The organism is Nanoarchaeota archaeon (assembly GCA_018897155.1).
Taxonomy (GTDB): Archaea; EX4484-52; EX4484-52; order EX4484-52; family LFW-46; genus LFW-46.
Genome location: JAHILE010000043.1, coordinates 1 through 26,523 on the forward strand (window position 1 = coordinate 1; position 26,523 = coordinate 26,523).

General features: G+C 38.6%; 28 protein-coding genes and 2 tRNA genes. 13 read left to right on the forward strand and 17 right to left on the reverse strand.

Annotated elements, in window-relative coordinates; all coding sequences use genetic code 11:
* Positions 1–326: 326 nt before the first annotated feature.
* Both KKB09_05135 and KKB09_05140 read right to left on the reverse strand, forming a co-directional pair.
* Positions 327–632: a hypothetical protein gene (locus KKB09_05135; protein ID MBU4300572.1), complete on the reverse strand. Its 306-nt coding sequence runs from the start codon at positions 630–632 to the stop codon at positions 327–329.
* Between the two features lie 291 nt (positions 633–923).
* A complete protein-coding gene (locus KKB09_05140) occupies positions 924–1,661 on the reverse strand; it encodes a hypothetical protein (protein MBU4300573.1) in 738 nt (245 codons plus the stop codon).
* A gap of 391 nt (positions 1,662–2,052) precedes the next feature.
* Between KKB09_05140 and KKB09_05145 the strand changes: the two genes are divergently transcribed.
* The 4 genes from KKB09_05145 to KKB09_05160 all read left to right on the forward strand — a co-directional run bounded on the left by KKB09_05145 (position 2,053) and on the right by KKB09_05160 (position 6,525).
* Entirely contained in the window at positions 2,053–3,840 is a 1,788-nt protein-coding gene (locus KKB09_05145; GenBank protein ID MBU4300574.1) for a DUF262 domain-containing HNH endonuclease family protein, read from the forward strand.
* Positions 3,841–4,464: 624 nt separating this feature from the next.
* Positions 4,465–4,620, forward strand: coding sequence for a hypothetical protein (locus tag KKB09_05150; GenBank protein MBU4300575.1), 156 nt, complete (start codon positions 4,465–4,467; stop codon positions 4,618–4,620).
* Positions 4,621–4,622: 2 nt separating this feature from the next.
* Complete coding sequence (locus KKB09_05155; GenBank protein MBU4300576.1) at positions 4,623–5,780, forward strand: DNA adenine methylase; 1,158 nt, start codon at positions 4,623–4,625, stop codon at positions 5,778–5,780.
* 1 nt (position 5,781) lies between these two features.
* Positions 5,782–6,525 carry a site-specific DNA-methyltransferase gene (locus tag KKB09_05160; protein MBU4300577.1) on the forward strand — a complete coding sequence of 248 codons (744 nt, stop codon included), beginning with the start codon at positions 5,782–5,784 and terminating at the stop codon, positions 6,523–6,525.
* Here KKB09_05160 and KKB09_05165 read toward each other — a convergent pair.
* The 4 genes from KKB09_05165 to KKB09_05180 all read right to left on the reverse strand — a co-directional run bounded on the left by KKB09_05165 (position 6,522) and on the right by KKB09_05180 (position 9,895).
* Entirely contained in the window at positions 6,522–7,670 is a 1,149-nt protein-coding gene (locus KKB09_05165; GenBank protein ID MBU4300578.1) for a DUF91 domain-containing protein, read from the reverse strand. The genes KKB09_05160 and KKB09_05165 overlap by 4 nt on opposite strands.
* A 526-nt stretch (positions 7,671–8,196) precedes the next feature.
* Positions 8,197–9,066: a tyrosine-type recombinase/integrase gene (locus KKB09_05170; GenBank protein MBU4300579.1), complete on the reverse strand. Its 870-nt coding sequence runs from the start codon at positions 9,064–9,066 to the stop codon at positions 8,197–8,199.
* A gap of 38 nt (positions 9,067–9,104) precedes the next feature.
* The gene (locus tag KKB09_05175) at positions 9,105–9,665 is read right to left on the reverse strand and encodes an HDIG domain-containing protein (protein ID MBU4300580.1); all 561 of its coding nucleotides are present in this window, start codon (positions 9,663–9,665) and stop codon (positions 9,105–9,107) included.
* Positions 9,666–9,736: 71 nt separating this feature from the next.
* A complete protein-coding gene (locus KKB09_05180; GenBank protein MBU4300581.1) occupies positions 9,737–9,895 on the reverse strand; it encodes a preprotein translocase subunit Sec61beta in 159 nt (52 codons plus the stop codon).
* Between the two features lie 155 nt (positions 9,896–10,050).
* On the opposite strand from KKB09_05180, the gene KKB09_05185 reads away from it, so the two are divergent.
* The 5 genes from KKB09_05185 (at position 10,051) to KKB09_05205 (ending at position 12,183) form a co-directional block, all read left to right on the forward strand.
* Positions 10,051–10,743: an NAD(+)/NADH kinase gene (locus tag KKB09_05185; GenBank protein MBU4300582.1), complete on the forward strand. Its 693-nt coding sequence runs from the start codon at positions 10,051–10,053 to the stop codon at positions 10,741–10,743.
* A gap of 85 nt (positions 10,744–10,828) precedes the next feature.
* Complete coding sequence (locus KKB09_05190) at positions 10,829–11,173, forward strand: DNA-directed RNA polymerase subunit F (protein MBU4300583.1); 345 nt, start codon at positions 10,829–10,831, stop codon at positions 11,171–11,173.
* Positions 11,174–11,234: 61 nt separating this feature from the next.
* A complete protein-coding gene (locus tag KKB09_05195) occupies positions 11,235–11,792 on the forward strand; it encodes a DUF655 domain-containing protein (GenBank protein ID MBU4300584.1) in 558 nt (185 codons plus the stop codon).
* A 78-nt stretch (positions 11,793–11,870) separates the two neighbouring features.
* Positions 11,871–12,074 (forward strand) — tRNA-Trp (locus KKB09_05200).
* Positions 12,075–12,112: 38 nt separating this feature from the next.
* A tRNA-Gly gene (locus tag KKB09_05205) sits at positions 12,113–12,183 on the forward strand.
* Positions 12,184–12,195: 12 nt separating this feature from the next.
* Here KKB09_05205 and KKB09_05210 read toward each other — a convergent pair.
* Complete coding sequence (locus KKB09_05210; protein ID MBU4300585.1) at positions 12,196–12,573, reverse strand: hypothetical protein; 378 nt, start codon at positions 12,571–12,573, stop codon at positions 12,196–12,198.
* A gap of 202 nt (positions 12,574–12,775) precedes the next feature.
* Here KKB09_05210 and infB point away from each other — a divergent pair, with 202 nt between their 5' ends.
* Entirely contained in the window at positions 12,776–14,542 is a 1,767-nt protein-coding gene (infB, locus tag KKB09_05215; protein MBU4300586.1) for a translation initiation factor IF-2, read from the forward strand.
* A gap of 79 nt (positions 14,543–14,621) precedes the next feature.
* Here infB and KKB09_05220 read toward each other — a convergent pair whose 3' ends face one another.
* Positions 14,622–16,544, reverse strand: coding sequence for a thermonuclease family protein (locus KKB09_05220; protein ID MBU4300587.1), 1,923 nt, complete (start codon positions 16,542–16,544; stop codon positions 14,622–14,624).
* A gap of 138 nt (positions 16,545–16,682) precedes the next feature.
* On the opposite strand from KKB09_05220, the gene KKB09_05225 reads away from it, so the two are divergent.
* Positions 16,683–17,090 (forward strand): 30S ribosomal protein S6e, encoded by a 408-nt coding sequence (locus KKB09_05225; protein MBU4300588.1) that lies wholly within the window; start codon positions 16,683–16,685, stop codon positions 17,088–17,090.
* A 46-nt stretch (positions 17,091–17,136) separates the two neighbouring features.
* On the opposite strand, the gene KKB09_05230 is transcribed toward KKB09_05225, so the two are convergent.
* From KKB09_05230 to KKB09_05250, 5 genes are read right to left on the reverse strand one after another with little or no spacing between them, the layout of a single operon-like run.
* Positions 17,137–17,565, reverse strand: a complete 429-nt coding sequence (locus KKB09_05230) for a hypothetical protein (protein MBU4300589.1) — start codon at positions 17,563–17,565, stop codon at positions 17,137–17,139.
* Entirely contained in the window at positions 17,566–18,102 is a 537-nt protein-coding gene (locus tag KKB09_05235; GenBank protein MBU4300590.1) for a hypothetical protein, read from the reverse strand.
* Between the two features lie 15 nt (positions 18,103–18,117).
* Positions 18,118–19,413 (reverse strand): type III ribulose-bisphosphate carboxylase, encoded by a 1,296-nt coding sequence (gene rbcL / locus KKB09_05240; protein MBU4300591.1) that lies wholly within the window; start codon positions 19,411–19,413, stop codon positions 18,118–18,120.
* A gap of 11 nt (positions 19,414–19,424) precedes the next feature.
* The gene (locus KKB09_05245) at positions 19,425–19,694 is read right to left on the reverse strand and encodes a helix-turn-helix domain-containing protein (protein MBU4300592.1); all 270 of its coding nucleotides are present in this window, start codon (positions 19,692–19,694) and stop codon (positions 19,425–19,427) included.
* Positions 19,695–19,698: 4 nt separating this feature from the next.
* Positions 19,699–20,376, reverse strand: coding sequence for a hypothetical protein (locus tag KKB09_05250; protein MBU4300593.1), 678 nt, complete (start codon positions 20,374–20,376; stop codon positions 19,699–19,701).
* 133 nt (positions 20,377–20,509) lie between these two features.
* Here KKB09_05250 and KKB09_05255 point away from each other — a divergent pair, with 133 nt between their 5' ends.
* On the forward strand, positions 20,510–21,466 hold the full coding sequence (locus KKB09_05255; protein MBU4300594.1) for a M48 family metalloprotease: 957 nt from the start codon (positions 20,510–20,512) through the stop codon (positions 21,464–21,466).
* A gap of 158 nt (positions 21,467–21,624) precedes the next feature.
* Complete coding sequence (locus tag KKB09_05260) at positions 21,625–24,354, forward strand: cation-translocating P-type ATPase (GenBank protein MBU4300595.1); 2,730 nt, start codon at positions 21,625–21,627, stop codon at positions 24,352–24,354.
* Between the two features lie 17 nt (positions 24,355–24,371).
* Here KKB09_05260 and KKB09_05265 read toward each other — a convergent pair whose 3' ends face one another.
* From KKB09_05265 to pyrH, 4 genes are read right to left on the reverse strand one after another with little or no spacing between them, the layout of a single operon-like run.
* Positions 24,372–25,103, reverse strand: a complete 732-nt coding sequence (locus KKB09_05265) for a DNA alkylation repair protein (GenBank protein ID MBU4300596.1) — start codon at positions 25,101–25,103, stop codon at positions 24,372–24,374.
* Positions 25,104–25,146: 43 nt separating this feature from the next.
* Complete coding sequence (locus KKB09_05270; protein MBU4300597.1) at positions 25,147–25,461, reverse strand: nucleotidyltransferase domain-containing protein; 315 nt, start codon at positions 25,459–25,461, stop codon at positions 25,147–25,149.
* 17 nt (positions 25,462–25,478) lie between these two features.
* Complete coding sequence (locus KKB09_05275; protein MBU4300598.1) at positions 25,479–25,814, reverse strand: HEPN domain-containing protein; 336 nt, start codon at positions 25,812–25,814, stop codon at positions 25,479–25,481.
* A 36-nt stretch (positions 25,815–25,850) separates the two neighbouring features.
* Positions 25,851–26,519 (reverse strand): UMP kinase, encoded by a 669-nt coding sequence (pyrH, locus tag KKB09_05280; GenBank protein MBU4300599.1) that lies wholly within the window; start codon positions 26,517–26,519, stop codon positions 25,851–25,853.
* Positions 26,520–26,523 lie beyond the last annotated feature (4 nt).

Consider the following 26,523-nt stretch of genomic DNA (forward strand, 5'->3'; position numbering starts at 1 on the left):
ATAAGGCGAAGTTTGAAGTAGTGGCTGGCGAACTGAAACACTTTAACGAGTTAGTTAAAGGACATAAGAAACTTCTGGTTGCGATTGGAGAGCTTTAGTTCTATATTATAAATGCCGTCGTTCTACGTGCGGCGGGGCTTCTGTCGGCGAGGGGGCAAATTGAATATAACTCGGCAGTTTCACGTAGTCCGCGAAAGCGGATTAGGGTGAGCCAGAGCGAACCGTGAAACTGCATGTTAAGCTCCCGCTCAACAATAGAACCAAAGCGGTCGAGCACCGCAGCGAAGCGAGGAGCGGAGAAGTCGAGGTCGGCGGGCGCGTCGTCGTTAGCAGTTATAACCCGGTATTTCTACTCTTTGCATACTAAGTTTATTTTGGAGTTTGACTGCGATCTGATTTGCTCTTTCTTTATCTTTAGCAAGAATATGCACCGCCAAATTAACGGGGTTTGCATACTGATTGAAGCTTATCGAAATGCCATACGGATCTTTTTCGTCTGACTTCTTCAGGTCTGCACTTGTATTGTTAGGTCCAAAATGTTTCTCAAGATACGAGGGACATGTACCCAACACCTCTTCCAAATTTGTTTTAGGATCAATTATGCCATCTATTAAAATACCATCCATTTTCATATTACCACCTACTACGAGTAGTCTACGAAGGTTTATATTTCTTAGTCGCCCGCCGACCTCGATTGAGTTTAACTCGGCGGGTTTACGAAGTTTCTGCAAAGCAGAAATTTGGGAGGAGTGAGCGAAACGAACGGAACCGTAAAGCCGCTTGTTATATTCCTTTTGGCGAAGCCAAAAGTTCGAGGCGAAGCCGAGAAAGTTGAGTTCTCGCGATAATATTGCCGAAGGCACATGAATTAGGGAAGGGGGCGTTGCAATATCATCGACTGCATCAGCGGTGCTTCATATGATTTATTCCTGTATTCTATAAGCATCCCGCGCAGCATATAACCAAAATAGAAGCGTTGGAATGAACGCCAGCGGAGTTGTAAAAAACAGATAGAAATCAATTACCCATATTGTGAATCCTAACATCATGAATGCTATTCCGCGTTTAATTTTTCCAATCGCGATGTGCCCGAAGCCTGGAACGCCCATGGACAACAAAAACAGAAACCTTTTTGCCCAGGTACTATTTTCCTCTTGCAGTGATTTATAGATTAAATATCCCGATACTAAAATCACGCCTAGCCACATAAGTATGAGCGATAAACTAGTAGCGAGTGTAAAGATAAGAGGCCAGCCTGCCTGCGACAATGCATATGCATAGATAAAATAGTCATATCGGGGGCTTGAAGGAAAAAATATGGTATAACCGGCATAAACGCAAAGCGCGATAATCCAATTAAAGATTCTTAATTTCTTAGCAATGCCCCAGTTTTTGTACGCCCAGAAATAACCTAATAAAACTACGGCAAGCTCGCTAAAAAGCCAAACGATTCCCCTCAGATCCATTCCGCTAAGTATCCATACGAAATCGCCCCACACATGACCGTCGTTGGTCAAAAGCTCGCTTGCACCAACCTCAAGAGCCCATCCGACGGGATTTCCCGGGATAAATTCTGCTCCGCCGAATAGAGGGTAAAAAACGAGGAATAATAGGAGATATCTTGTCAAGTCCCAAAAAAATAATTTCTTTTTACTTTCCATATTAAATCACTTGTGTAATTATGGGTTATTACTATTTTTATTGTTCAATAAACTTCATCCCCCTTCCCGTGCGAGAACTCAATTGAATATAACTTTGGCGTTAAGAGTAGTTTTGGCGTAGCCAAAATTAGGATGGAGAAATCTGCAAGATTTCGGAATCTCTTAATGCCTTGTTATATTCCCCGAAGGGTTGATTTTTAGTGCAATGGTGCCGAAGGCAAAAAATCAAAGTCGCAGGGTAATTTTTATATATTTCGTTTAGGGGTTGCCGCCGTCTTTTTTGCTTCTTTTTTGCTAAAAAAGAAGATTGGGGGGGTTCCGTTGAAAAATAGATGAATTTATATAAATAACTATATACATCATTATATAGCTATTTTGAGCAATGATAAAAATGATGGATAATAGATATACTAAAAGATTGTATGGTGTGTTTGATAAAGAGAATCAAAGACAAATACAGGTTCCAGTGTTTCAAAGAGCTTATCTTTGGGGATTAAACAATTGGGAAAAATTATTAGATGATGTAATTGGAGAAGAAGAAACCCAATTTATGGGAGTATTAATTGGTGTGGGAGAAGGGGATACTAGCTATCCAATATATACTCTTATTGATGGCCAGCAGAGACTTACTACTCTATCTTTCTTTATACTCGGTTTATATAAAAGGGTTACTGAAATCTGCGAAAATGAGCAGGACAAGGAATTAATAGTATTAAAAGACGATATTGAAAAGAGATTAACAATAACAAAAAAAGAGAAAATATTAACAAGATTGATATTGTCTAAACAAAACTCCAACAAAGAGGACTATGAATATTTGGCTCATTTGATATTGATGCCAAACAAAAGCTATGATAAGCCTGCTAATTTTGGAAATAGGAGAATAAGTTATGGATTTAATTTCTTTTCTGAGTATTGTCAAAAGGAAGTAAAATCTCTTGAAGATGCAAAAAAGTTATATGAAAAACTCAAAAATCTAACTTTTGTAGAACTTGAAGAAGATGATTTCTCTAACGCATTTAAATTATTTGAGGTTTTGAATTATAGAGGTCTTTCGTTATCTGCTATGGATATTATAAGAAATGCTATTTTTAAAGAACTACATTCCCAAAAAAAGGATTTAATTGAATACGATAAAATGTTTAACAGAATAATGAACAATTTATTAGATTCTACATTTCAGACAAGATTTTTAAGACAATTTTACATGGCATTTAAAGGAGATGAAACTATTACTGTTAAAGGAGTATCAAAAGCAACCATATCAAAAGTCATTATGGTTTATGAAAAATTAGCAAAAAGAAATACAATTTTTCTACTTGAAGAACTTGAAGAAAAATCAGAGATATACAAAGAATTTATCGTTTTTGAAAATGGGAATAAATTTAGCGAATTGTACGAAAATTTAATGAATTTGGGAATATCCCCAGCATATACTCTTTTGCTTTATTCCAAATCAAAAAAAGTATTTAATGATGATAACTATGAAAAATTATTACTTCTCCTAAGAAACTTCTTTGTAAGAAGAAATATTCTTGATATACCTCCTACTAGAGAATTAGATAATTTGTTTATGAAACTTGTTGAGACAATAGAAGAAAAAATAAAAGAGGATACGCATGAAGAAATATTATTAGAGATTATAAAAGAAAAATTGTTCACTAGAATAGAATTAAAAAATGATGATTTATTCAAAGAAAAATTATCGGGCGATATTTATGAGATTAATACTGAAATGACAAGATATCTTCTTTGTTTAGTAGAAGAAAATTTACGAAGTAAAGATAGCAGAATTAATCTTTGGGAGAAAAATAAATCAAATAAACTTTTATTTACAATTGAGCATATCTTACCTCAAAAGGGATTAGGAAAAAACAACGAATGGGTAAAGGAATTAGGAGCGAATGATGAGAAAGAGGCAATAAAAATAAGGGATGAATTTTGCCATAAATTAGGCAATCTTACTCTTACAACAAGCAATCCTAATTTATCTGATTTTAACTTTGTAGAAAAGAAAAATAGGGTTGATAGAAACAAAAAGCATGTTGGATACAATAACGGATTCAAAATAAACGAGTATGTTATGAAACAACAAAAATGGAATGTTAATCAAATAAAAGAAAGAACAGATTTTTTAATAAATGAAATTATAGGGATATTAGAAATAAATAAAAAATAAGATGCCCTTTAATTACTCTAAATTCTGCACAGCAAACTATCTGTTCGCAGGACTTAGGAACCCCCTATAAATTGGAAAAATTTGGGAGAGCAAAGCGAACCTCTTAACCTTTGTTATAGAAAGTGCAAAGCATTTTCCCGTCCCCCGTTGGTCGGTTAAGAGAAGTTTTTCTTCGAGGCGAAGCCGAGACAATCTGTGTGAAGCACTAAGGCGGCAACCCCGTTTTAAAAATTTACCCTGCGATTGGATATAACATCGGAATTTAACGAAGTCGCCGAAGGCGATTTGGGTGGAGAAACCTGCAAGGTTTCGGAACCGTTAAATTTCCTGTTAGTTTCTCCTGTTAAGGATTGATTTTTAGTGCAACGATGCTCGAAGAGCAAAAAATCAAAGTTTTTGAGAATGCCGTTCGTATTGTTTCTGAAATAATATTTTTTGGGTGGGCTATGTATTAGAGAGACGCGCGCTTTTTTTGTTTCTTTTTTTCCTAAAAAAAGAAAATGGGGATTTCCGTCTTTTTGCTTCTTTTTTCTAAAAAGAAGTCGGGAGTTTTGATAAAATTAATCAAAAGATTTATATATCTCTACAAATAATCTTATTTGTGTTTATTTATGAGGTTAAAAAATGGGTGAAGAAGAAAATAGAAAAAATGTAACAATTCATATTAATTCTAAAATTTATGAAGAATATTCAGAATTCTGTAAAAAGGAAGGAATAATTTTATCAAGACAAATTGAAAAATTTATAATGAATGAATTAAAAAAGGTGGATAAAAAATGACTTTGAACTACATAGGGAGTAAATTATCTCTTTTGGATTTCATTCATTTTATTGTAGATAAAGAAATAAAAGAAAATATCTTTGTTGTTGGAGATTTGTTTGCAGGAACTGGAATTGTAGGGCAAAGTTTCAAAAGAAAGGGATACAAAATTGTTGCTAATGACATACAATATTATAGTTTTGTTTTAAATAAAAAATTTCTAACAAACAACGATTTTGTAAAATTTGAGGGATTGGTAGAGGAGATACCTAATTTACTAAATTATGAGAAAAAAGAAAGAATATTACAAGTTTTAAATTATTTGAATAATTTAAAGGAAAGAAAAAAGGGATTTATCTTTGATAATTATTCTCTTGCTGGAACAAAAGGAAAAGAATTTGAAAGAATGTATTTTTCAGATGAAAATGCTTTAAAGATTGATACAATTAGATTAAAAATTGAAGATTGGTTTAGAAATAAAAAAATAAGCGAAAGAGAATATTTTTATTTATTAGGAACTTTAATTGAAGCATCTGATAAGGTGGCAAATACAGCTTCGGTTTATGGTGCATTTCTAAAAAAAATAAAAAAATCTGCACAAAAGGAACTTCAATTATATTATAATGAAATTATTTTTGGTGATAAAGAGAATATAGTTTTTAATGAGGATATCTTAAAAATTTTAAATAAAGAAAAGATTGATTTATTGTATTTAGACCCCCCATATAATGCGAGACAATATTGTTCTAATTATCACATGTTAGAAACTATATCAAAATATGATAATCCAAATATCTCTGGGAAAACTGGATTAAGAGACTACCAAAAACAAAAGTCAAAATTTTGCAGTAGAAATAATGTTAAGGAAGAATTTGAAAAAATAGTAAAAACAACTAATGCAAAATATATTCTATTAAGCTATAATAATGAAGGTTTAATGTCAATAAAAGATGTTCAAGAGATACTTTCTTTAAGAGGAGAACCAAAAACATTTATACTCAAATATAAAAGATTTAAAGCAGACAAAACAGAAAATAGAAATCATAAATCCGACTTTACCTATGAATATTTACATTTTGTTAAATGTGATGAAAATATGGATGAAATTAGAAATAAAGAATTTCCTATAATTGAGATTGATTCTAATATGTTGAATAACCAAACTAAATTAACTAATTAAAATGGTAGCATATAACGACTTAAATTATAACGATTGGAAAAAATATTTGGGAGATATTACGACTGACGCAATTTGGATAACTCCTAAGATTAATGGAAAGTTTGAAATTCCAAAAAGAGACTTTTTGCCTAAAAATAGCAATACTTTTCATGGGTTGTTTATTCCTGAAATACCTTATCAATTTATTAGAAGATTTACAAAAAAAGGAGAAATTGTTTGGGATTGTTTTGGGGGTAGTGGAACAACAAAAAAAGTTTCTGATTTATTGGATAGAAAATGTATAATTAATGATATTTCTCCCCAAGAAGATTTTATTATTAAAGCAGATTCAACAACATTTAATCCTAATTCTAAAATTCATTTAATTTTTATGCACCCACCTTATCATAATATAATCAAATATTCAAATAAAAATGAAGATGGCTCAAATTATAATTCAATTAATGAATTCTTAAATTGGTTTGAAAACGTTGTTAAAAATGTTACCCAATATTTAGAAGAAAATAGATTTTTAATTTTGGTGTGTGGAAACATTTATCAAAATGGAGAAGAACACACCTTAGGAGTTTGGTGTAAAGACATTATATTAAAATATGGATTTAAATGTAAATCCCATGTGATAAAAGATTATGGAGAAACTAAAGGAGGAAGTAAAAATTATAACCTTAATTATTATAGGGCATTAAGAGGTAATTTTAATTCTTTTTACGGAGATAATATTTTTATATTACAAAAGATAAATTAATTATAATTAATCTCAGAAAACTTTAATTCTTCTCCAACTACTTCATATTCAATAAATTTTAAAGGTAAGCAATTTTGATTTTTATTATTAAATTGTTTAAATGATTCTATTATTTGCAAATATTTTTCAGAATCTTTATTGTCAAATTTTTTAGCAATTAATACTGGCTGTATTGTGCTTATTCTATTAGAGATATAATATTGTTGTAACCAATCCACATATCTTTGAAGTTGAATAACATTTAATAAAGATATTTGAACTGCTTTTAATTCAATAGGCAAAATTAATCTTTCATCATTTCTCTTTTGTAATGATAAAGCAATATCTATTCTCTGCATTCCAACACCACAAGAAACTTCATTTCCAATCCATTCTAACTTATTGTCTTGTATAAGTAGATTTTTTAATTCATCACTTATATCCACATTTTTACAAATATATGCTTGCAGATGACTTTCAAAAGCTTTATCCTCTTTGTATTTTTGTACAAGTCTTGGTAAAACATTAATTTCCTCTTTTCTTCCAGAATAGTTATGTTTAGTCTCCGACGGAATTATTTTTTGATTATCTACATTATAAGAAAAGTTTTGAGAATTAATTTTTTGTCTATTATTTTTATCTCTTATCAATTTAAATAATCTTTCTGTTTCATAAATCGTAATCATTGTATTTCCACGATTACCTTTTAATTTTCTATAAATTAAACTCCATAACATTTGATTGGGAGATTGAATAAACTTTATTTCGTCTAATGCTTCCCATTCTGTAACCCCTTGTGCATAAACTTCATAAGGTTCTAATAAAACTCTAAAAGTTAATGACTTTTGTAATTCATCTTTTAAAAATTGTCCATTGTCATTATTATCCAAAAAACCATTAGACTTAGCTTTGAATATCCCATAAAATTTTCCTTCGCCAACTTCCCTACTTTGTTGTAAGTAAAAGATTACATAATCTCCAATTCTTACTCTACTTAAATCTGCAATCATGCTAATAAGTAAATTTTCTCTTGTTGGATTAAGTTTTGATTTTGAATTATTATTAAAATCTAAGATGTAATCTTTTGCCCCTGTGCCTGCAAATAAATATTCTAAATGATACTTAAAAGTATTTTTATCAACAATGAAAACATGTGTATTTACCATATTAATATTAAAGATATTCACACATTTATAAATATGTTTGTTTTTTGAGAGGTCTAAAACATATTTTCAAAACTCCCGAATAAAATCAGAAAAATTTGGGCGAAGCCTTTTATCCTTTGTTAGAAGAAATTTTAATTTCTTTGTGGTTTTCGTTGGTCGGATAAAAGAAGTTTTTCTGCGAGGCGAAGCCGAGACTATCTGTCCGAAGGACTAAGGAAATCCCCTATTAATTCAAAAACAAAGTTTTTGCTATCTGTCCTGAAAGGACTAAGCGCGTCTCTCCTATTGGGTGGGAGAAAAAATATTATTTCCTATCTCTTTGTTTTAACTTTATCTTGTAGGCATTCTCAAAAATTGAAACTAACTAGATATTCTACGGAGTAAATTCCGCTTTTTGCGCCTTTTTGTAATGAAAAGCGGAATAAAGTTGGTATAACGCTCGCCTATTGAGTATTATGCTGAGTTTTGTTGGTTTTTTATTGCAATATGAAGTATTATGCAATAAAAAAGCTTGAAAATTGGACAGTCAGTACAGTGAATTTTCATGATTTTTCGCGCCCTTTTGTGGAGTTATACCAACTTCCGGACTATGCAAAGTGTCTAGTGGGCTCTGAATATTTTTTATTAGCGCTGTAGAAACATGTGTATATAGCTCGGTTGTCCTTACGTCAGAATGGCCAAGCAGCTTTTGAATTATGTGAATATCCGTTCCGTTCTCAAGCAGATGCGTAGCATAACTATGGCGCAGTGTATGTGGATGGACATTTTTGATTATTCCGGCAATGCTTGCGGCTTTATCCACTATCTTTTCGATTGTAGCTTCAGTAAGCCGCCCTCCTCTTGCAGAATCAAATACATAGGGGTTCTCATCATTTCTCAGGAGAATGTATGATTCAAGCCGCTTTGATAAAGTGAAAGGCAGCGATACTACACGGTCTTTGTTGCCCTTTCCCTGCCTTACAAAAAGTATGCCTTCTTCGAACCGAATATCATCTTTTTTTAGTTTTGCGGCTTCTGATACTCTCAGGCCGCAGCCATAAACCGTTTCAATTATTAGCTTATGCTTTGTGTTTGAAATCGCAGTTATTATTCTTTGCACTTCATTCTTTGTAAGCACTTCAGGAACTCTTTTCGGGCGCTTCATAAAAGTTATGGCCATCTCCCTTCCGAGCACATTTCTGTAAAAGAACTTGACCGCACTTATCCTCAAATTCACTGTTCTCGGGTCCATTTTTTCAGACAGACCGGCAAAATATTGCCGAATTTCGTCGTGCTCCGCCTGCGCGCCCATTCTCTTAAGAAAACATGATGTATGGAACATATACGACTTTACGGTCTTTGCGCTGAACCCTCTCGACTTAAGTTCGATTTCCAATTTGCCAAGTAATATATTCATAATGTCAATTGATTTTGCAGGGCATATATAATTATCCTTTAAACGTTGCCGATAGATGCATCAGTTATTTCATCCGCGCGTATCCCTGCCGCATCCATCAATTCTTTTTCTAAGTTTTTTGTAAGAGGCTCCGCGCGATTCACATTTTCAAGATGGTGCGGATACCTTTCGCGCAGATATTCAAACCTTTCGGAAAGCGAAACGATTTTATCGTGCTTGACTCGTTTGTCTGCATAGAAAACGATTTTTTCTTCAATGCTGAAGCTTGCGCCTTCTTTTATGATTTTATGCAAAACATGATTTTCCGCAATTTTTGCAACTTCGGGATAGCCTTCTTTTTCAAGAATTTCGCGCGCCATTGAGCCATGCTTGCCGGATTTGTTTTTGATTTCAATAATCTTGTCGATATCGTGCAAAAGTGCTGCTGCGCACACTAACGAAACGTTGACAGTTCCTCCGCGCGCATTTATTCTTTCTGCAATAAAAACCGCGATTTTAGAAACCGTAGCGCAATGTGCGACAATATTTTTGGGCATCCCATATTTTGAAAGAAGCGCCATGCATTCGGAATAAGTGGGAACCTCGATTTTGTTTTGCATGAAAATAATTGTTATCGCATTCATTTAAGATTTAAGCGATTGTGCTGTAGGGTATGAAATTCATTAGACGATTAGATAATTGCAAGCCTGACCAGAACTTCTATTATTATTACAATTGATGCGAAACCAACAACCTGCTCGGGAGTTACCTTTATACCGCTGTTATCTTCGTCAAAATATCGCGTAAGCCCTGCTGTGCTTTGCGGAAGGGATTGTTTTTCTTCTGACATTTTCAAACATCTCCATTAGCATTGGTTTGAAAAGCTTGAAAGCGCAAAACGCGCCTAAGCTTTCAAGATTTTTAATCATTCTCCATTTCTTTGGATTAAAAGATAATTATATGAAGGACGCTAAACTATAAAAAGGTTGTCAGATTACTAGATTTATGCGTATTGCTGTTTCCGGCTCAAAAGATACGAAAAACATTGTTTCTCAAGTGAAACGTGCCGGTATTGAAATAGATGATATTAACCCCGATTTTGTAATCACTTACGGCGGCGACGGAAGCATTCTTTGGGCAGAAAACCAGTATCTTGGAATTCCGAAAATACCTGTTCGTGCAAGCGCAACTGCGAAAGTGTTTATGTATGATGAGAACGATCTTGGGAGTATTCTTGAAAAGCTCAAATGCGGTGAATACAAAATCTCTGAAGTCATGAAGCTTGAGGCGCTATTTGCAGGAAACTGCATTGTCGCGCTTAACGATTTTCAAGTAAGATGTCCCATTCCGGTTCAGGCTCTTAGATTCTCTATCTCTATTAACGGCAAGCCGGCTTTCACAGAAGTTATCGGCGACGGAGCAGTCATTTCAACTCCGTTTGGATCCGGAGCGTATTATTCTTCTGTCGGCGGAAAGCCGTTCAAAAAAGGCATAGGAATTGCCATGAATAATCCGCATGATTATGAAGGGATGCGAACAATTGTCGCCGATGAATCCGATGAGATTTCAATAATATTGCTGCGTAATGAAGGCATTTTATTGTTTGATAACTGCGAGAAAATATTTCGGATAAGCCCAAGTGATGAGATAATAATACGCAAGGCAAAGGAGAACGCGAAGTTTGTAAGAATGGATTAAGCTATTTAAAGCTATTTCTACAACGTATTGAATATCATGCCTTATGGCAAGCTTTTCAACCCAAGGCATAAAGAGATGGTTTAAAATGAAGAAACTAGAATCAGGTTTCATTACGAATGTCGAAGCAAAGCTTATTTTGCAGGCGACAGACCGAAGGAACAAGGATGTTGACGAAAAAGTGGAACTTGGGCATGAGCAGAAAGTGACGCTTGATTATCTTAGGAATGTTGCAAAGGCGAACAAGTCCGATATTGAGGGCGCTAAAAAGAAGCTGGCAGAGCTTGGCGTGCTGAAAGACCACCAGATTATGATATTGCTCAATCTGCTTCCGAAAGACAAAGACGAAATTGATGTCATTTTCCAGAAGGAGAGGACAACGCTTACCAAAGAACAGATAGAAAAAATACTTGAGATTGTAAAAAAGGTTTAGATAATGCAGAATCAAAAAAGTGCATCAAAAACAAAGACTATTTTGATAAAGAGTGATTTTAATGAAAGACGAATGGGCGATCGTATTGGATTATCTGCCGAGAGGGCACCCGATGCAGCCGCGCGCTCATCCGGTTGCGCAGATAATAGGAACTGAAAATTTCAATCTTCTAGAAGTGATTCCGCGTGAGGGAAAAGCATTAAAATCAATGGACAAGGTCTATATCGGCGAAGGAAAGCGCGACGACATTCAATCCATTATCGGCAAAATACCCTCTAATAAGCTTACCGCAACAGCAAATTCTGAATTGCCCTACGTTGTTGAAAAAATAGTAGGCGAGCAAGAGAAAAAATTCGTGAATTTCTTCAATATTGCAGATTCCATAACCACGAAACTGCACAGTTTCGAGCTTCTGTCCGGAATCGGAAAAAAGCACATGTGGGCGATAATTGACGAACGCAAAAAGAGACCTTTCGAGAGCTTTGGGGATATAAAAAAACGCTGCCCAATGCTGCCGGATCTCAAGAAGAGCATTGCGAAAAGAATAGCTTCAGAGCTGACGCAAGAAGAGAAGTGGTATGTTTTCATTGCCGCGCCAAGAGAGGAGAGAAGGTATTAGTAAACACGTTCTTAATTCATTTAAACATTTGATTCTATAAAAGGTATATAAACTTTGAAATAGAAGTTTTAGGAGAAAGGGGTCATGGTGTAACGGTAGCACAAAGGGCTCCAGATTACGAATTATGCTGATTTGGAGCGACGAGCCGAGCAATTCCTTTCACAGCCGTTCTAGGCTTTTTAGCCCGGAGCGATTGGTGAATTGCTAAAAACGGCGATGATTAAAAATAAATTTGTGCGGAGAAACCTTTTAGTCGGGGTTCGAATCCTCGTGACCCCACCATTTTTATAATTTGCTTTTAAAATGCGTTAGTGTGACAAGCGTCGGTAGTCTAGTGGTATGATTCTGGCTTGCCAAGCCAGTGGCCCGGGTTCAATTCCCGGCCGACGCATATTTTTCTGACTTAGAAATCCTCAAACAATTCATCATCTTCGCGCCAAAGCGGCCTGCAAATGACATAATGCACGAGCGTTTCTTTTCCGGTATTCGTCAATTGGTGAGTATGATTGGGCGGTATTAGTATGGACGAAAGTGAATAGACGTTTTTCGATTCTGATCTTCCTGTTTTTCTGTCTTTGATTTTCATTATTCCCGCGCCATTTATAATTAGATAAATTTCAGTCATTTTCTTATGGTAATGTGTCTTTGTTCCCTGCCCTGCGTCAATTCTGTTAATATCTATTTCAAGGTCTTTTTCTATAAAATGCCGTTTTAATCTGCCGCATGGAATAATTTTTTCGTCTTTAATTTCAGAATCATTGATTATTTTCATATCACTCATGCGCGCGATGTTGTCTGATAACTTTTTTAACAACGTAGACCATTCGTTTATTTTTGATTCGTTAATAAACGTTTCAATTTAAATACATCTTTATGAAAGTTAATGCAAAACGGTCGCCGTTAAAGGACAACACTCATGCGCGCTAACCTATGCCAATCATTATAAAGCTTGCCTTAAATATGTAATGGCATGGATGAGTTTTATGCCAATCCGCCAGCCCATAATTTCGATTCTCGGACATGTGGACCATGGAAAAACGACTCTTCTTGACACTATCAGGGCCTCGCGCGTTGCGATCGGCGAAGCTGGCGGCATCACCCAGCATATCGGCGCATCAGAAGTGCCGGTTGAGAACATACTAAAAACCTGTAATTCATTTCTAAAAAAGTGGAAAATTGATGTCAAAATTCCCGGCCTTTTGTTTATTGACACGCCCGGACACGCGGCGTTTTCGCTGCTTCGAAAGCGCGGCGGAGCTCTTGCAGATATAGCGATTCTTGTGATTGACATTACGGAAGGCATAAAGCCGCAGACTGATGAGGCGATCAAAATCCTGCGCGATAATAAGACGCCGTTTATTATCGCCGCGAACAAAGTGGACAAAATCAGCGGATGGCAGACTCAAAAAGATGCCTGTTTCCATGATGCATTTGATGCCCAATCGACAAAAATCCAGGAAGAGCTTGACCTGAAAATTTACACACTTATCGGGCAGTTAGGTGAGCGCAACATAATGAGCGACCGCTTTGACAGGATAACTGACTTCACAAAAACAATAGCAATTGTGCCGGTTTCAGGAAGAAGCGGCGAAGGCGTTGCGGATCTTCTGGGCTTAATTACCGGGCTCTCGCAGAAATATCTTGAAAAAAAGCTTGCGTTGGATGAATCCGGTGTCGGCAAAGGCACTGTTCTTGAAGTGAAGGAAGTTAAAGGCCTCGGGATGACTCTGGACATAATACTTTATGACGGTATAATGCGCCAGGGAGATACGCTTGTGATTGGCGCGCGTGAAAAACCCGTAGTTACGAAAGTCAAGGCGATATTGAAAATACCGCCATTAAAAGAAATTCGGGTCGAAAAAAAATTCGTGCCGGTAAAAGAAGTTTTAGCTGCCGTTGGCATCAAGGTATCTGCAATGAATATTGATGAAGTAATTGCCGGTGTTCCTATCTATACTCTGCGCGAAGGCGCTTTGACAAAAGAATACGAAGATCTTGTCAGAAAGGAAATCGAAAGTGTTGAAATTGTGACTTCAAATGAAGGCTTGATAATCAAGGCAGATGCGCTTGGAAGCCTTGAGGCGATTGTGCGCAGCATAAAAGAGAAGAACATTCCGATAAGAAAAGCGCTTATTGGCGCGGTTTCGCGAAAAGATATACTTGAGGTAAAGGATTCTGACCCTAAATACAAGGTTGTTCTCGCTTTTAATGCAAACGTGGCTGATGATGCAAAGCAGGAATCAAAAGACACCGGCGTAAAAATTCTTGAAAGCGAAATCATTTACAGGCTTCTTGAAGGCTATGATGAGTACTTAAAAGACCTTGATGCCGCACAGAAAAAAGCGCTGTCAGAGTCGTTGAAAAAGCCGGCAAAGGTGCGCATCATTCCGGGATTTGTTTTTAGGCAATCAAAGCCTGCTGTTGTTGGCATGGAAATAGTTCTTGGCACATTGAAAAAAGACGCGAAACTGATGAATTCTGTTGGCGAAGTCCTTGGAGATGTCGAGCAGGTGCAGGACAAGAACGTCAATATTGATGAGGGAAAAATCGGCATGAAATGCGCGGTTTCTGTCGACGGCTTTGTTGTCGGAAGAAATGCAAAAGAGAATGAGGTTTTCTACACATTCCTGACAAAAGAAGAATATAAGTTGCTGCGCAAGAACATCGGCTTCCTGTCGCAGAGCGAAATCACATGCCTTGACGAAATCAAGCAGGTGATGCTGAAAACTGACAAGCTGTGGGATTTGTAACCACTTGCAATCGTCATTGGATTATAAAACCTAGAGCGAAGCGGAGAATTTGAAGTCTGCGAATTAATTTTTATTTAAATCAGGCATACGCATAATTCAACACTAATTCCCCGTTTGAATTTCTTACATACATAACATCGCCATTATTGTTCCAAATAGCATTACAAGAATAACCTCGACTACACCAATATAACTGTTCTCTTCTGTTGGTTCCACAACCGGTGTAAAGAGTTACTGTTTTTTCACTTTCTAAAACAAAGGTTGGAAAAATATATGGATTTCGTGATGATTCATCTTTAACTGTCCAACTCGTTAAATCACAAGGATAAGAGCATGAATTTATCAAAGTTACATATTCATCATTTAGATTATTACAATCATCGCCTTCCGCGTTCCATTTGAAATAAGAAATTCCGATACATTGATTATCGCAAATACCTTCACCTGAAGGTTGTTTCCAAACATTTAATTTTAGCGCCTTAGCTTCGGTTTCGGCATTTCTTAGGTCACTTTCATATTTTTTATTTGGAGAGATGATGTAAACATTTGCATAACCTTCTTTAACTAATTGTGAATTCACAAATGAATCATTAATAAATAAATATCTCAAAAGTCTCCCATATTGGTCTTTATCTTGAATATCATTCTCAAGAATAACATTTTTGCTTTCTATAAGTTCTCTTAGTCTATTATTTGCTTCTTGATAATACGGTTGACCCCGTTCAGGCGTATTAATGCCGAGTAACCGCACTTTGATACTGCCTTGCAGTTCAATGCTATCTCCATCTATAACTCTAGATACAAAAGCAACCGATTTATTAGCGGTTATTTCCGTTGTTGAATGATTTTCTATTTTTTGCCACTGCATTTCTGATGTTTTCACAATAGTTTTTTGTTTGAGAACACAGAGGTTAACCTTTTCCCAGCCCGCGGGCACATCGCACGGCGTCGGGAATTCTTTGCACTCGCCTGTTTTCTCGTTCTTTGCAGGAGTTATGACTTGCGCGCACATTTTAGGTTCGCGCTCCTTTGTTTCGTTGCGCGTCTGATTGCGTTCTTTTTCGCGCTCACGTTCGCCATCATCTTCAGTCAGCTTTTTGATTTTTTCGCGCGCATTTTCCGCCAACTGCTTAGCGGCGTTTGCAAGGCCGTATGCTTCGCCGTATTTTGATGAATCTATCGCGTCTTGCGCCGCAGCCAGCTTGTCAAGAGAATTGTTCAGAAGAATCAGAGCAGCGTTGTCCGTTATATTGTTCATGCCTATTTCATCATTCAGTTTTGCGATTTCTTCCCGTGCATCAATTATATTTTCGAATGCCTCGTCAAGCTTGCCCTTTGTAATATTGTGCTCTTTTTCTATTTTTTCTACCGCATCTTCGATTTCTTCCTTAGTTTTGTTTGTGCGCGCCTTTATCTCGATTTTTATTTTCTCTTTGTTCTTGTTGATTTCGATTTTAAGGGAGCCGGTCTGGTTCTGCATGCTTGCAATAAGCGAGCCGATAAGCGCTTTCTGTTCGGCTGTCAGCTTTCCCTCTGTCATGATTTTTATTTTAAGGCGCTCGGCCATTATTTCTGTCTTGTTCCGGAGCTTTTCTACCTCGCGCTCGATTTCAATCTGCTTTTTTATTTCTTCGGTTTTGTTGCCTTTACTTATGCTTTTTGCGGCGGACTTAGCTTTTTCCAAAAATTCTTCATGGGATTCTTTTGCTTTTTCCGCAGCGTTTATTTTGCCTTCTTCAGCCATTTTCTGGAACTCGCGCAAGCGTTCTTCGGCTATTGTTATGCTCTTTTTTGCTTTTGATTCAGAATTAAATGTAAGCGCCAAAGAGAACTTATCGAGCGCGTCTTTAAAGCCCCAGAAAAAGCTGTCAGGGTTTATTGAAGGCTCGTTGTCTTCAATGACAACTGCGCCGGAGGAAGCATTAGGGGTATCTTCAGCCATGACAAGCGCGAATTGCGCGAAAATCAGAACAAAAGCGGTAATAACAATGGCTTGTTTCATACGTATATAGGCTCGCAGGACAATTTAAACTTTATCCGCACGTCTAATTCATTGGCTTTGAGAACCGGATGATTTTTGCCCGGACAATAGCCTTATAAATCTTGCAGTTATACTATTGTTAGTTTCAAGAGGATACCTATGCCAGCACGAATCGTTATAGGCGACAAAGACGGAAAATCATACCAGAAGGAAATTGCAGCAGATAAATTGAATGCTCTTCTTAATCTGAAAATCGGCGATGAGTTCGACGGAGGAATTGTCGATGTTCCAGGATACCGATTTTCAATAAGCGGCGGGTCTGACAAGGACGGATTCCCTATGCGAAAAGGCGTACATGGCCAGGGAAGGAAACAAATTCTTGTTGCAGAAGGCCCGGGATATTATCCCATTATGAAAGGCGGGCGCAAGAAAAAATCAATACGCGGAGAAGTTATTGCTTCCGATATTGCGCAGATTAATGTTAAACTTGTAAAAGCAGGCGCGAAACCGCTCGCTGAACTCTTTGGAAAAACCGCAGAGGCTCCCAAAGCCGAAGAAAAGAAATAATTCTTTAAAATTCTAGATTTCTTTGCGCTGTTAGCGAAAATATGCATTAATGTACAACCACGTATGAAAAGGTATGGCGATTTTTTATTCTAAATGCTTTAAGGAGCATCATCATTCCGCGCGCAGCCACCACTGAAACGCACGCAGTTATTCCAAGCCCTCCTCCGAGCCCTGCAAATGCCGGGCTTGAAAACAAGAAAACAAAAGAAAAAATCGCGCCGGAAACCGCAATCCACATATGGTTTGGAACCGCTTTTTTTGAGCTCATTCCGGCAAAAGACGCACCCATCGCGGCAAGAGGGATTGTTTCGGCTAGTTGCCCATCAACAAATCCCGTGGCTCCAAGAACATAAAAGATAACGCCGAAAAACAGCGCAACAGCAGCGGATGCCGCCACAGGCCCCCATCCGCGGCTATTGTTCAGTTCATACGTTATGGACGCTGCAACAATGCTGGCTATTATTACTTCATACATTTAATCACCGAATATTTTGCTTGTTAAATATGTCGCAATGAACGCGATTGTTCCTAAGGTGCCGCCGGTTCCGTTATATGTTTTTCTTGGCGCCGTCTGCACCAGCCCGGCAACCAGCCCGGCAAATGCGATTTCCGGCACGCCGAACATGTTCGATGACATGCCAACGAACGCTCCGCAGTATACGGGCCCTGAAAGGCTTTTCATTCGTTCATTCCGGTTTGCATATATTGCATAAGCCAGGCCTACAATGCTGGCGGCAATGACAGGCCCGAAAAACATTGTGCTTAGAAAAAACGTAACAACGGCGCCTAAAATAGCTGCGATGATTATTGATGTTCCGCTGATAGGGGCATGTTTTATTTTGATCGCACCTGTGCTCTGGAATAGAAATCCAACAATTAAAAATGCTAAAATGGCAAAAAATAGGGGGTTTATCCCGCTGCCAAGCTGGAAATAGGTCATGCCATAATAAAATAATAGAAATGCCGATAATAAAACGAATACGGCATTATTGAAGTACGATGCTTTTTGCATAAGTCTCCCCGGAGTTTACTTATCGCTTTTGGAAGCCTCCCAACAATTGAGAGCCATTCTAAGTTCTTCATGATTTTTTGAATATTCTTTCAAAGACGTTTTCTTAAGGCACGCATCAACCGCTTGCCTTGCCGCCATAGCCCCTGTCTTTGTTCCGCCGGGGTGTGCGTGTATTCCGCCTCCGAATTGCATGATTATGTCTTTTCCAAAAACATCCATTAGATCAGGAACCATTGTCGGCTCCAGCCCTCCGGAAGCTACGGGAAACATCGGTTTTATTTTACCCCAATTCTGCTCAAGTACATTAAGCCGGTAATTTTCCTTTACGATGCCAAGTACGCATTCATCACGGACGGCCAAAACCTCATCTTTTCCGCCATGCATTTTTCCCACAACGGTTCCTATGTGAAGTTGGTCCAAACCGACAAGCCGCGTAAGCTTTGATATTACAGTCATACTTATGCCGTGCTTCGGATTTCTTGTCAGGGCAGAATGCATGCATCGGTGCGCATGCAGAACCAGCTTCAAATCCTCGTTTGCTTCCCTCAGCGTCTGCAGGGCGGTCCAGCCAACTGGAATGATATCAATCATTATATATTCTCCGCCCAGGCTTTTGACATACTCCGCCCGCTTTATCATTTCCTGGCACGTGGGCGCAGTAATATTGCACATATACATTTTTCTCTCACCGGTTTCTTTTTCAACTTTATCCCTTAATTTTAGAGTTGTCTTAGCCCTTTTTTCGAAACTGTTGAATTTCTGGTTTGTAAGGTTTTCGTCATCCTTCACAATATCGCAGCCGCCAACCCAGGAATTATACGCGACTTCAGCATGTTTTTCAGAAGTCAGTCCAACTTTTGGCTTTACTATGGTTCCGACAAACGGCCGGTCTTTGACTTTCATAAGTTTTCTTACACCCTCCAGGCCAAATTTCGGTCCGCGAAACTGCTTTATGACCTGTTCAGGAAATGAAATATCCTGCAGCCTTAAGTTGTCTAGAAGCTTCATGCTGAATATATTTCCTGCAACAGAGCTTAAGAATTGCGGAACTGAATTAGTTTCAAACAAATCCACATGATATGCAACTTTGATAGTATTTCTTTTTTTGTCCATGAAAAATACATGGGGCTTTAAGCGCTTTGCCAGTTTAGGGCTCAGTGTCTGGATATCTGCCCAGGTGTCTATGGAGCTTTCTCCAGCCATGTTTGTTGCGGCCTTTTCAAAACTAACTCCTTCAGATGGTTCGATATAATATTCACAAATTAAATCATTTTTTGTAGGTTTATAGTTTATGTCTATATATTCCTGCATATTCACACCATTTAAATTTTTTTGACAATTTTATCATATACTCTGATGAGTTCGGTGAGATCCTTTACCTTGAGAGTGTATAGTTTTTCAGGCGCGCGGCTTTCAAAAGACACGAATCCAAAATCATACAGCATCTTCAGGTTTTTTGATGCTGAAGATTCGGTTATATTTAATATGGCTGCGATTTCATGAACGGATATTTTTTCCTTATTGCCTAGTATGTGTAGAATATCCCGCCTCGTTCTGGATCTTATGGCTCTTGCAAGCTTTTCGTCAGGCATTTTTTCACCCATTAATTTTGAATGATTTTATTATGTTGCTAAATATCCCTTCATACATTCGATAATATTCATCTTGAGATGAATATTTGAAAGTATATGCAGTTCCGTTGGTGTAAAATACAGCGTATCTCAGTTTCCACTCCGGTATTCCGGCGAGCATATCATATCCATTCATGCCATTTATCGAAATTACGGTTTCATTCAGGATTTCCAAGCCCGAAAGCATAGCCTCTTTTTTAAATTCCTCTTTAATATCTTGAGAATTTGCAGCGGATTTTACCATAAATTCAATGTCTACTGAAACGAGCACCCCTTCTTTAGGCACATCCTTTTTGAACGTTATGATTTTTTTAATGGCTCTATTCGGAAACTCTACGCAATTATACGCTTCATAATATTGCGTTGGATCGCATTGTTCAATATCTTTATCCACGCCGATAGAGAATTCCCAATTATCAGGATAATTAAAGCCATAATTAAGTTTGCCGTCATAGACATATCCGTTAGTTGTCAGCGGCAATGGCGCCGGCTCTGCTGTTAGTGGCGGGTATGCGGATTCTGCGGGCTGTTCAAAAGGTTTTTCAGAGGTCTGTTTTTCCGCGTTTGGCAAACTAAAGAAAGCGAGCGCTATCACAATCAAAATCACAATTGCCAATAATGTGTTTTTGTTTATATTTTTCACAGTATCAACTCGACAATGCCCTCAAACATGTCAAATATATAAATGTTCATGTATATATACATGTTTCTAAGTTGCTCAATTGGGCAACTGTGAAACAGTAGGCACTTTTAGAAATTGCCCGTGCGTGATTATTATGTGGCTGCAAGTCAAAATGTATTTGATTTTAGGAATGTTCTTCGGGGTAATCTATGCCCTGCTTTCAATGATCGGTGCGTACATGGGCATCGGAAGCTTCATGTTTTACGGCATTCTTGCGACAGTTATGATGCTTGTCCAGTACATGATAGGTCCGAAAATCGTTGATTGGTCTATGAAAGTAAAATATGTCTCTGAAAAAGAGCATCCCGAACTTCATAGAATGGTGGCCGAACTTGCAAAAAAAGCAAAAATATCGAAACCTAGAATCGGAATATCCCGGGCATCGATTCCAAATGCGTTCGCATTTGGCAGATGGGAATCTGATTCAAGAGTATGCGTTACTGAAAAACTATTGGATTTACTGAGTAAAGAAGAGCTTAAAGCGGTTCTCGGGCATGAAATCGCGCATATAAAAAACCGCGATGTTCTTGCTATAACGCTTATGAGTGTTGTTCCGACAATTGCATGGTACTTTGCGCAAAGCATGTTGTTTTCCAGTCTGCGCGACCGTGACCGGGGCGGAAATATTGCAATAGGCGCCGCAGCATTTGGAATATATTTCCTGACAAATCTCCTTGTTCTTTATGCATCAAGAATACGAGAATACTATGCGGACAAAGACAGCGTGGCGCTCGGAAACAAGCCGTCAACTCTTGCATCTGCTCTGTATAAGTTAGTTTATGGAAGCGCAAAGACGCCTAAAAGTTTGCTTAAGGAAACCGAAGGAATGAAAGCATTTTTTGCAAATGATCCTTCGCGCGCAGTCAGCGAATTCAACGACCTTATGGCTCTTGATATGGATAAGAGCGGCTCGATAGATGAAGCAGAGCTTGCGGCAATACGCGGCAAGAAAGCGAAGGTATCCGGCATGGACAAGTTCATGGAGCTTTTAAGCACGCACCCGAATATGGTGAAACGGATTTCCGCGCTGTCAGAATTGCGCGCGCGTTGATATATCTATCGGAATTATTCTGGCGCCAGTTCATTCAATTTAAAAAGCTTCAAATTTATTGAAAAACTTATTTGAAATCCCCCTTGTCAAACAATTACAATATAAGGATATATGCGGCGCTGTGCAATACATAATATTGTCAATTAGGTCTGATTATTATGCTATACATTCACGAAAAGCCTGCACATGCGCTTTCTTCAGATGAAGTCATTAAGCATCTTGAAACAAATAAAACTGCAGGGCTTTCCCTACACGAAGCGGAAAAAAGGCTTAAGAAAAACGGCCCAAACGCCCTAAACGGAACCGCGCATATTACTCCGCTGCAGATATTCGCGAGGCAGTTCAAAAGCGCGATTGTCTGGATTCTTGCATTTGCCGCCGTAATATCATATTATATTGGAGAAGATACAGAAGCTTATGTAATTTCTGCAATTATTTTAATTACGTGTTTCATCGGATTCTTTCAGGAATACAAGGCTGAGAACATACTAAAATCCATAAAAAAGCTGACTGCGACGCATGTAAGAATTATGCGCAGCGGAGAAATGGTTGAGCTATCTTCTGAAAAAGCGGTTGTGGGCGACATAATCTTTCTTGAAAGCGGGGATAAGGTGCCTGCCGATGCGCGAATAATGAGCTCAAACAGGCTTTCGGTTGATGAGTCTTCAATAACCGGTGAGTCTATTCCATCAAGAAAAGAAAATTGCGTTCTTAAAGAGGATGCGGCGCTTGCCGATCGCAAGAATATGCTTTTCATGGGCAGCTACGTTTCAACCGGAAACGCGGTTGCCGTTATTACGCACACCGGGATGAAGACTGAAATGGGAAAAATTGCAGGCAGCATACCAAGTGAGTGCCAGATAACGCCTTTGCAGGCAAGCATGAATCATTTCGGGAAACGGCTATCTGTTTTTGTGTTATTGATCGGCATTTTTGTCATTGCCTTTGAGCTTATCAAAGGAAAAGCGCTGTATGATATACTTCTTATTAGCATAGCGATCGCGGTTTCAGGAGTGCCTGAGAGCCTGCCCATAATAATATTGATAGGGCTCTCGCATGGGGTCTATGTGATGTCAAAAAAGAATGCGCTTGTAAGAAAAATGGATGCTGTTGAAACTTTGGGCTGCGTCACAGTTATTTGTTCGGACAAAACAGGCACAATAACAAGAAATGAGATGACTGTTGTAAATATATATTCCAGCGGCTCGTTTATTGATGTTTCAGGCAGGGGCTACAAGCCGGAAGGCGAATTCACATCCGGAGGAAAGCGCATTGTTCCAAAAGATAACGCTACGCTCAACCAGATGATTATTGCAGGGCTTATGTGCAACAACGCCAAGCTAAGCAAAAAAAGCGGCGCATGGTCTTGCATGGGAGACACTACAGAAGGAAGCCTTATTGCTCTTGCAAAAAAAGCAGGGATTTCTGAAGGGCTTGTGGATTTTGAGTACACACGCATTGCGGAAATTCCGTTTGATTCTGCAAGAAAGTGCATGAGTACAATTCATCAAAAGAGTGTTGATGTGCAAATATTCATAAAAGGCGCGCCTGATATGCTGCTTAGAAAGTGCTCGCGCATCGAGAAAAACGGCGCAGTGTCTGCAATGGGCCGCAAGGAAAAAGAAAGCATAATGGCGGCGCATGAATTATTCTCAAAAAAAGCTTTAAGGGTGCTTGCAATCGCCTACAAGCCGGAAAAATTCAAGAAAAAATTTGATGAGCGCGATGAAAACAACCTGATTTTTCTTGGACTCGTCGGCATAGAAGATCCGCCGCGAGAAGGGGTGAAGGAATCGATCGCCGCATGCAGAGCAGCAGGAATAAATGTTGTAATGATTACAGGAGACCATGCATCAACAGCAGTTGCGGTTGCAAAAAAAATCGGCCTTATTAATGAAAACGGGCTGGTTATTGAAGGCGCTGAGCTTGACAAGATGCCTGATGACGAATTTCAGAAAGTTGTTGAGCGCGTCTGCGTATATGCCCGTGCGACGCCAGAACATAAGCTGAAAATAATTGAAGCATTTGAGAAATGCGGACATATTGTTGCAATGACCGGTGACGGCGTCAATGATGCGATTGCTCTGAAAAAGGCGCATGTGGGCGTGAGCATGGGCTTAAAGGGCACTGATGTTGCAAAAGAGGCTTCAGACATAAGTCTGCTCGACGATAATTTCAATACGCTGGTTTCAGCAATAAAAGAAGGCAGGACAATATATGCCAACCTTCAAAGGGCTATGCGGTTTGTTTTGTCAGTTACGACGGCTGAGATCGGCGCGATAATTCTGGCGATAATTCTTGATTTTCCGCTTCCTTTGACTGCAATAATGGTGCTTTTCATAAATCTTGTGACTGACGATCTTCCGGCAATGGGAATGAGCATGGACCGCGCAGAGAGAAATGTGATGCGTGAGCGGCCAAGGCCTGTTGGCGAGCCCATGATAAACAAGAACGCTCTGAAATCAATACTTCTTGCAGGGTCATTGATGACGCTTGCCACATTTGGCATATTTGCAATATACCACAATTATTACGGCGCAGATACCATAAGGAGTCAGACTGCGGCGTTTGCATCGCTTATGGTAATGGAAATAATGTATGCTTATGCCATACGGATGCCTGAAAATGCGAGAAAATGGAGAGAGATGTTCAAGAATCGGCATTTGAACGCGACAGTTGTGCTTGCATCAGTTGCGGCGCTTTCAGCCATACAAATTCCAGGGCTTCAGCAGATTTTTTCCACAACATCGCTGCATGTTTATGAGTGGCTAGTTGTGCTTTTGATAAGCGCAGTCGTCGTCGTCGGAATCGCCAAACTAAATTTCCCGAAAAAGAAATTGTATGAAAAGGACTTTTCAGTGATTAAAAATAAAGTTGTATTTGGATAATGCGCTGCACGCATTCATTACTTATTATTGCAAGCATCATTTGAGAATTTACGCACGGCATGTTTTTCAAGCTCTTTGATGGCGTCTTTTGCAATCCAGCAAGACGATTTTGAGTCAATTTTCAAGATATCTTTCGCAGTTTCAATCGCTTTTTTATTCAACGCAGCGTTGCGCTTTCCAATCTGGCGCAGCGCCCAGTTCACGGCTTTTTTTACAAAATTGCGCGCATCAGTTGATTCGCGCGCAATTATCGGCAGAAATTTCAGAAATGCCGTATCATCGGTCTTTTTATCATGAACCGCAAGCGTTGCCATCAAGACAAACCCCGCGCGCTTGACAAACTCTTCTTTTTGCGCGCTCCATTCAACTGCTTTTTGCCAAGCGATTTCTTTTTTATCAAAAAGATAACCGCACGTTTGATCGCAAATACCCCACGAATCAAAATCGTTTACCCAACACTCCATTTGTTTTTCATCAACTAATTTTATCTCATCAATTAAAACCGCCAAACTCCGCGCTTCAAAAATTTCAGAATCCCAAAGTTCCTGCGCTAGTTTATGGCGATATTCCGCACCATTCTTATTTGTTTTGGCTTCTTTCTTTATTTTTTTGGCAAACTTTTTTAAATACGGCATGCTTATTCCCAAAACATTTTTTGAGTTAATTCCGAAATGTGCCATTTCTGCGGCATTTTTGGCGTTGTACTGCGATTTCAATGTTTTTAGAATTTTATTGCATTGCGCGCTCATTGTAAAACACACCCAATATGATTTCAGAAAACTTGTGCAGTTCCTAAGCCGCTACGCCTTCCTTAATCGCCTGCTCTATGACGCTGTATTTTTTGCGCTTCATTTCTTCAAACTCTTCGGGAGTGTAGCATAACGCTTCCAAATCATATCGCGACTTCCACAGCGGAAGAATCTTGCTCATTCTTTGCGTGTAGGGTATAGTTTTAAACGCACGCGAAACAATTATCATATCAAAATCGCTGTCTTTCAGGTTGTCGCCACGCGCCCTTGAACCGAAAAGTATTACTTTCTCTGCGCCGAACTGCTTCCTTACATCTGCAGCAAATTTCTTCACATGTCCAGTGATTTTTTTACCCATAATATGACCTCCTTTGCCTATCTTAAGTGAGTTTCGGCAATCTTTTCTGTATAAAGCTCACTTGGAATTGCTATGCCCGTTGTCGGATACCTTGTAATTATGTAATTCGGAGACAATTCAATAGAAGCAGTAATTATATTTGCTGGCGCGTTTAAATCCTTTGCCAACATCAAAAGATTGTGTGTTTTTATGAGCGTCTTTTTCTTTGTCAAATATAGTGTTTTTAATGCCTTTTCGGCCGCCTGCTGTGATAGAAAAACAGAAACATAATATATTTTGGCTTCAAAATTCTTTTCCGCGCTTTCTAAATCTACTTGTGCCCGTTTCCACCGACTTTCAATTTCTTCGCGCATGAGTCTAATTGCTTTTGCAGATATCTATAGTTTGCATCACTCAACCACGCTTCCGCCATGCTTTCCGAAAGCTGCGCGCCATATTTCTTCTGCGTCGGTGCCGTCGATAAAAATTGTCTTGATTTTCGCGCGAGAAATCGTATCTGCCGCCCTCAAGTCAAAAAGCCCGTACTGCCCGGGAAGCTGGGCATTTGCCGAAAGAATTTGCTTTAGCTGTACGTAATTCAGAACCGGGAGTTTCTTTGCGTTTTTATTCTCGCGCGGGTTGGAATCATAAACCCCGTCAATATTGCTCGCGTTTATCAATAAATCCGCATTTATTTCCTTTGCTGCAAAAGCGGCAACTGCATCAGTTGACTGCCCGGCTTTAAGCCCGCCTGCGACAACAACTTTATTTTTAGAAAGTGCGGCTTTAAGCCCTTTTTCATTGTTCGGAACTTCGGCGTATTTTGTGAGTGCGGAGGCGACCAAAGATGCATTGAAATGCGTGGCTTTTATGCCGATATAATCCTGCATGTCCTGTGTTGCGCCAAGTTCGCGAGCAATCGCCTGGTACTGGCGGCAGACTCTACCGCCTCCGACTATGATTACGAGCTTTTCTGTATTTTGCGCGATTTTTTTCAGGACGTCAATGTACTGCTTTACTCCGCTAACCGAGAAGTCTTTCGTAAGAAGCGAACCGCCAAGAGATATTACTACATTCATCAAA

Coding starts and splice junctions, on each gene's coding strand:
- KKB09_05135 (MBU4300572.1), bottom strand. CDS start 632: ATGAAAATGGATGGTATTTTAATAGATGGCATAATTGATCCTAAAACA.
- KKB09_05140 (MBU4300573.1), bottom strand. CDS start 1,661: ATGGAAAGTAAAAAGAAATTATTTTTTTGGGACTTGACAAGATATCTC.
- KKB09_05145 (MBU4300574.1), top strand. CDS start 2,053: ATGATGGATAATAGATATACTAAAAGATTGTATGGTGTGTTTGATAAA.
- KKB09_05150 (MBU4300575.1), top strand. CDS start 4,465: ATGGGTGAAGAAGAAAATAGAAAAAATGTAACAATTCATATTAATTCT.
- KKB09_05160 (MBU4300577.1), top strand. CDS start 5,782: ATGGTAGCATATAACGACTTAAATTATAACGATTGGAAAAAATATTTG.
- KKB09_05165 (MBU4300578.1), bottom strand. CDS start 7,670: ATGGTAAATACACATGTTTTCATTGTTGATAAAAATACTTTTAAGTAT.
- KKB09_05170 (MBU4300579.1), bottom strand. CDS start 9,066: ATGAATATATTACTTGGCAAATTGGAAATCGAACTTAAGTCGAGAGGG.
- KKB09_05175 (MBU4300580.1), bottom strand. CDS start 9,665: ATGCAAAACAAAATCGAGGTTCCCACTTATTCCGAATGCATGGCGCTT.
- KKB09_05180 (MBU4300581.1), bottom strand. CDS start 9,895: ATGTCAGAAGAAAAACAATCCCTTCCGCAAAGCACAGCAGGGCTTACG.
- KKB09_05185 (MBU4300582.1), top strand. CDS start 10,051: ATGCGTATTGCTGTTTCCGGCTCAAAAGATACGAAAAACATTGTTTCT.
- KKB09_05190 (MBU4300583.1), top strand. CDS start 10,829: ATGAAGAAACTAGAATCAGGTTTCATTACGAATGTCGAAGCAAAGCTT.
- KKB09_05195 (MBU4300584.1), top strand. CDS start 11,235: ATGAAAGACGAATGGGCGATCGTATTGGATTATCTGCCGAGAGGGCAC.
- KKB09_05210 (MBU4300585.1), bottom strand. CDS start 12,573: ATGAGTGATATGAAAATAATCAATGATTCTGAAATTAAAGACGAAAAA.
- infB (MBU4300586.1), top strand. CDS start 12,776: ATGCCAATCCGCCAGCCCATAATTTCGATTCTCGGACATGTGGACCAT.
- KKB09_05220 (MBU4300587.1), bottom strand. CDS start 16,544: ATGAAACAAGCCATTGTTATTACCGCTTTTGTTCTGATTTTCGCGCAA.
- KKB09_05225 (MBU4300588.1), top strand. CDS start 16,683: ATGCCAGCACGAATCGTTATAGGCGACAAAGACGGAAAATCATACCAG.
- KKB09_05230 (MBU4300589.1), bottom strand. CDS start 17,565: ATGTATGAAGTAATAATAGCCAGCATTGTTGCAGCGTCCATAACGTAT.
- KKB09_05235 (MBU4300590.1), bottom strand. CDS start 18,102: ATGCAAAAAGCATCGTACTTCAATAATGCCGTATTCGTTTTATTATCG.
- rbcL (MBU4300591.1), bottom strand. CDS start 19,413: ATGCAGGAATATATAGACATAAACTATAAACCTACAAAAAATGATTTA.
- KKB09_05245 (MBU4300592.1), bottom strand. CDS start 19,694: ATGCCTGACGAAAAGCTTGCAAGAGCCATAAGATCCAGAACGAGGCGG.
- KKB09_05255 (MBU4300594.1), top strand. CDS start 20,510: ATGTGGCTGCAAGTCAAAATGTATTTGATTTTAGGAATGTTCTTCGGG.
- KKB09_05260 (MBU4300595.1), top strand. CDS start 21,625: ATGCTATACATTCACGAAAAGCCTGCACATGCGCTTTCTTCAGATGAA.
- KKB09_05265 (MBU4300596.1), bottom strand. CDS start 25,103: ATGAGCGCGCAATGCAATAAAATTCTAAAAACATTGAAATCGCAGTAC.
- KKB09_05270 (MBU4300597.1), bottom strand. CDS start 25,461: ATGGGTAAAAAAATCACTGGACATGTGAAGAAATTTGCTGCAGATGTA.
- KKB09_05275 (MBU4300598.1), bottom strand. CDS start 25,814: ATGCGCGAAGAAATTGAAAGTCGGTGGAAACGGGCACAAGTAGATTTA.
- pyrH (MBU4300599.1), bottom strand. CDS start 26,519: ATGAATGTAGTAATATCTCTTGGCGGTTCGCTTCTTACGAAAGACTTC.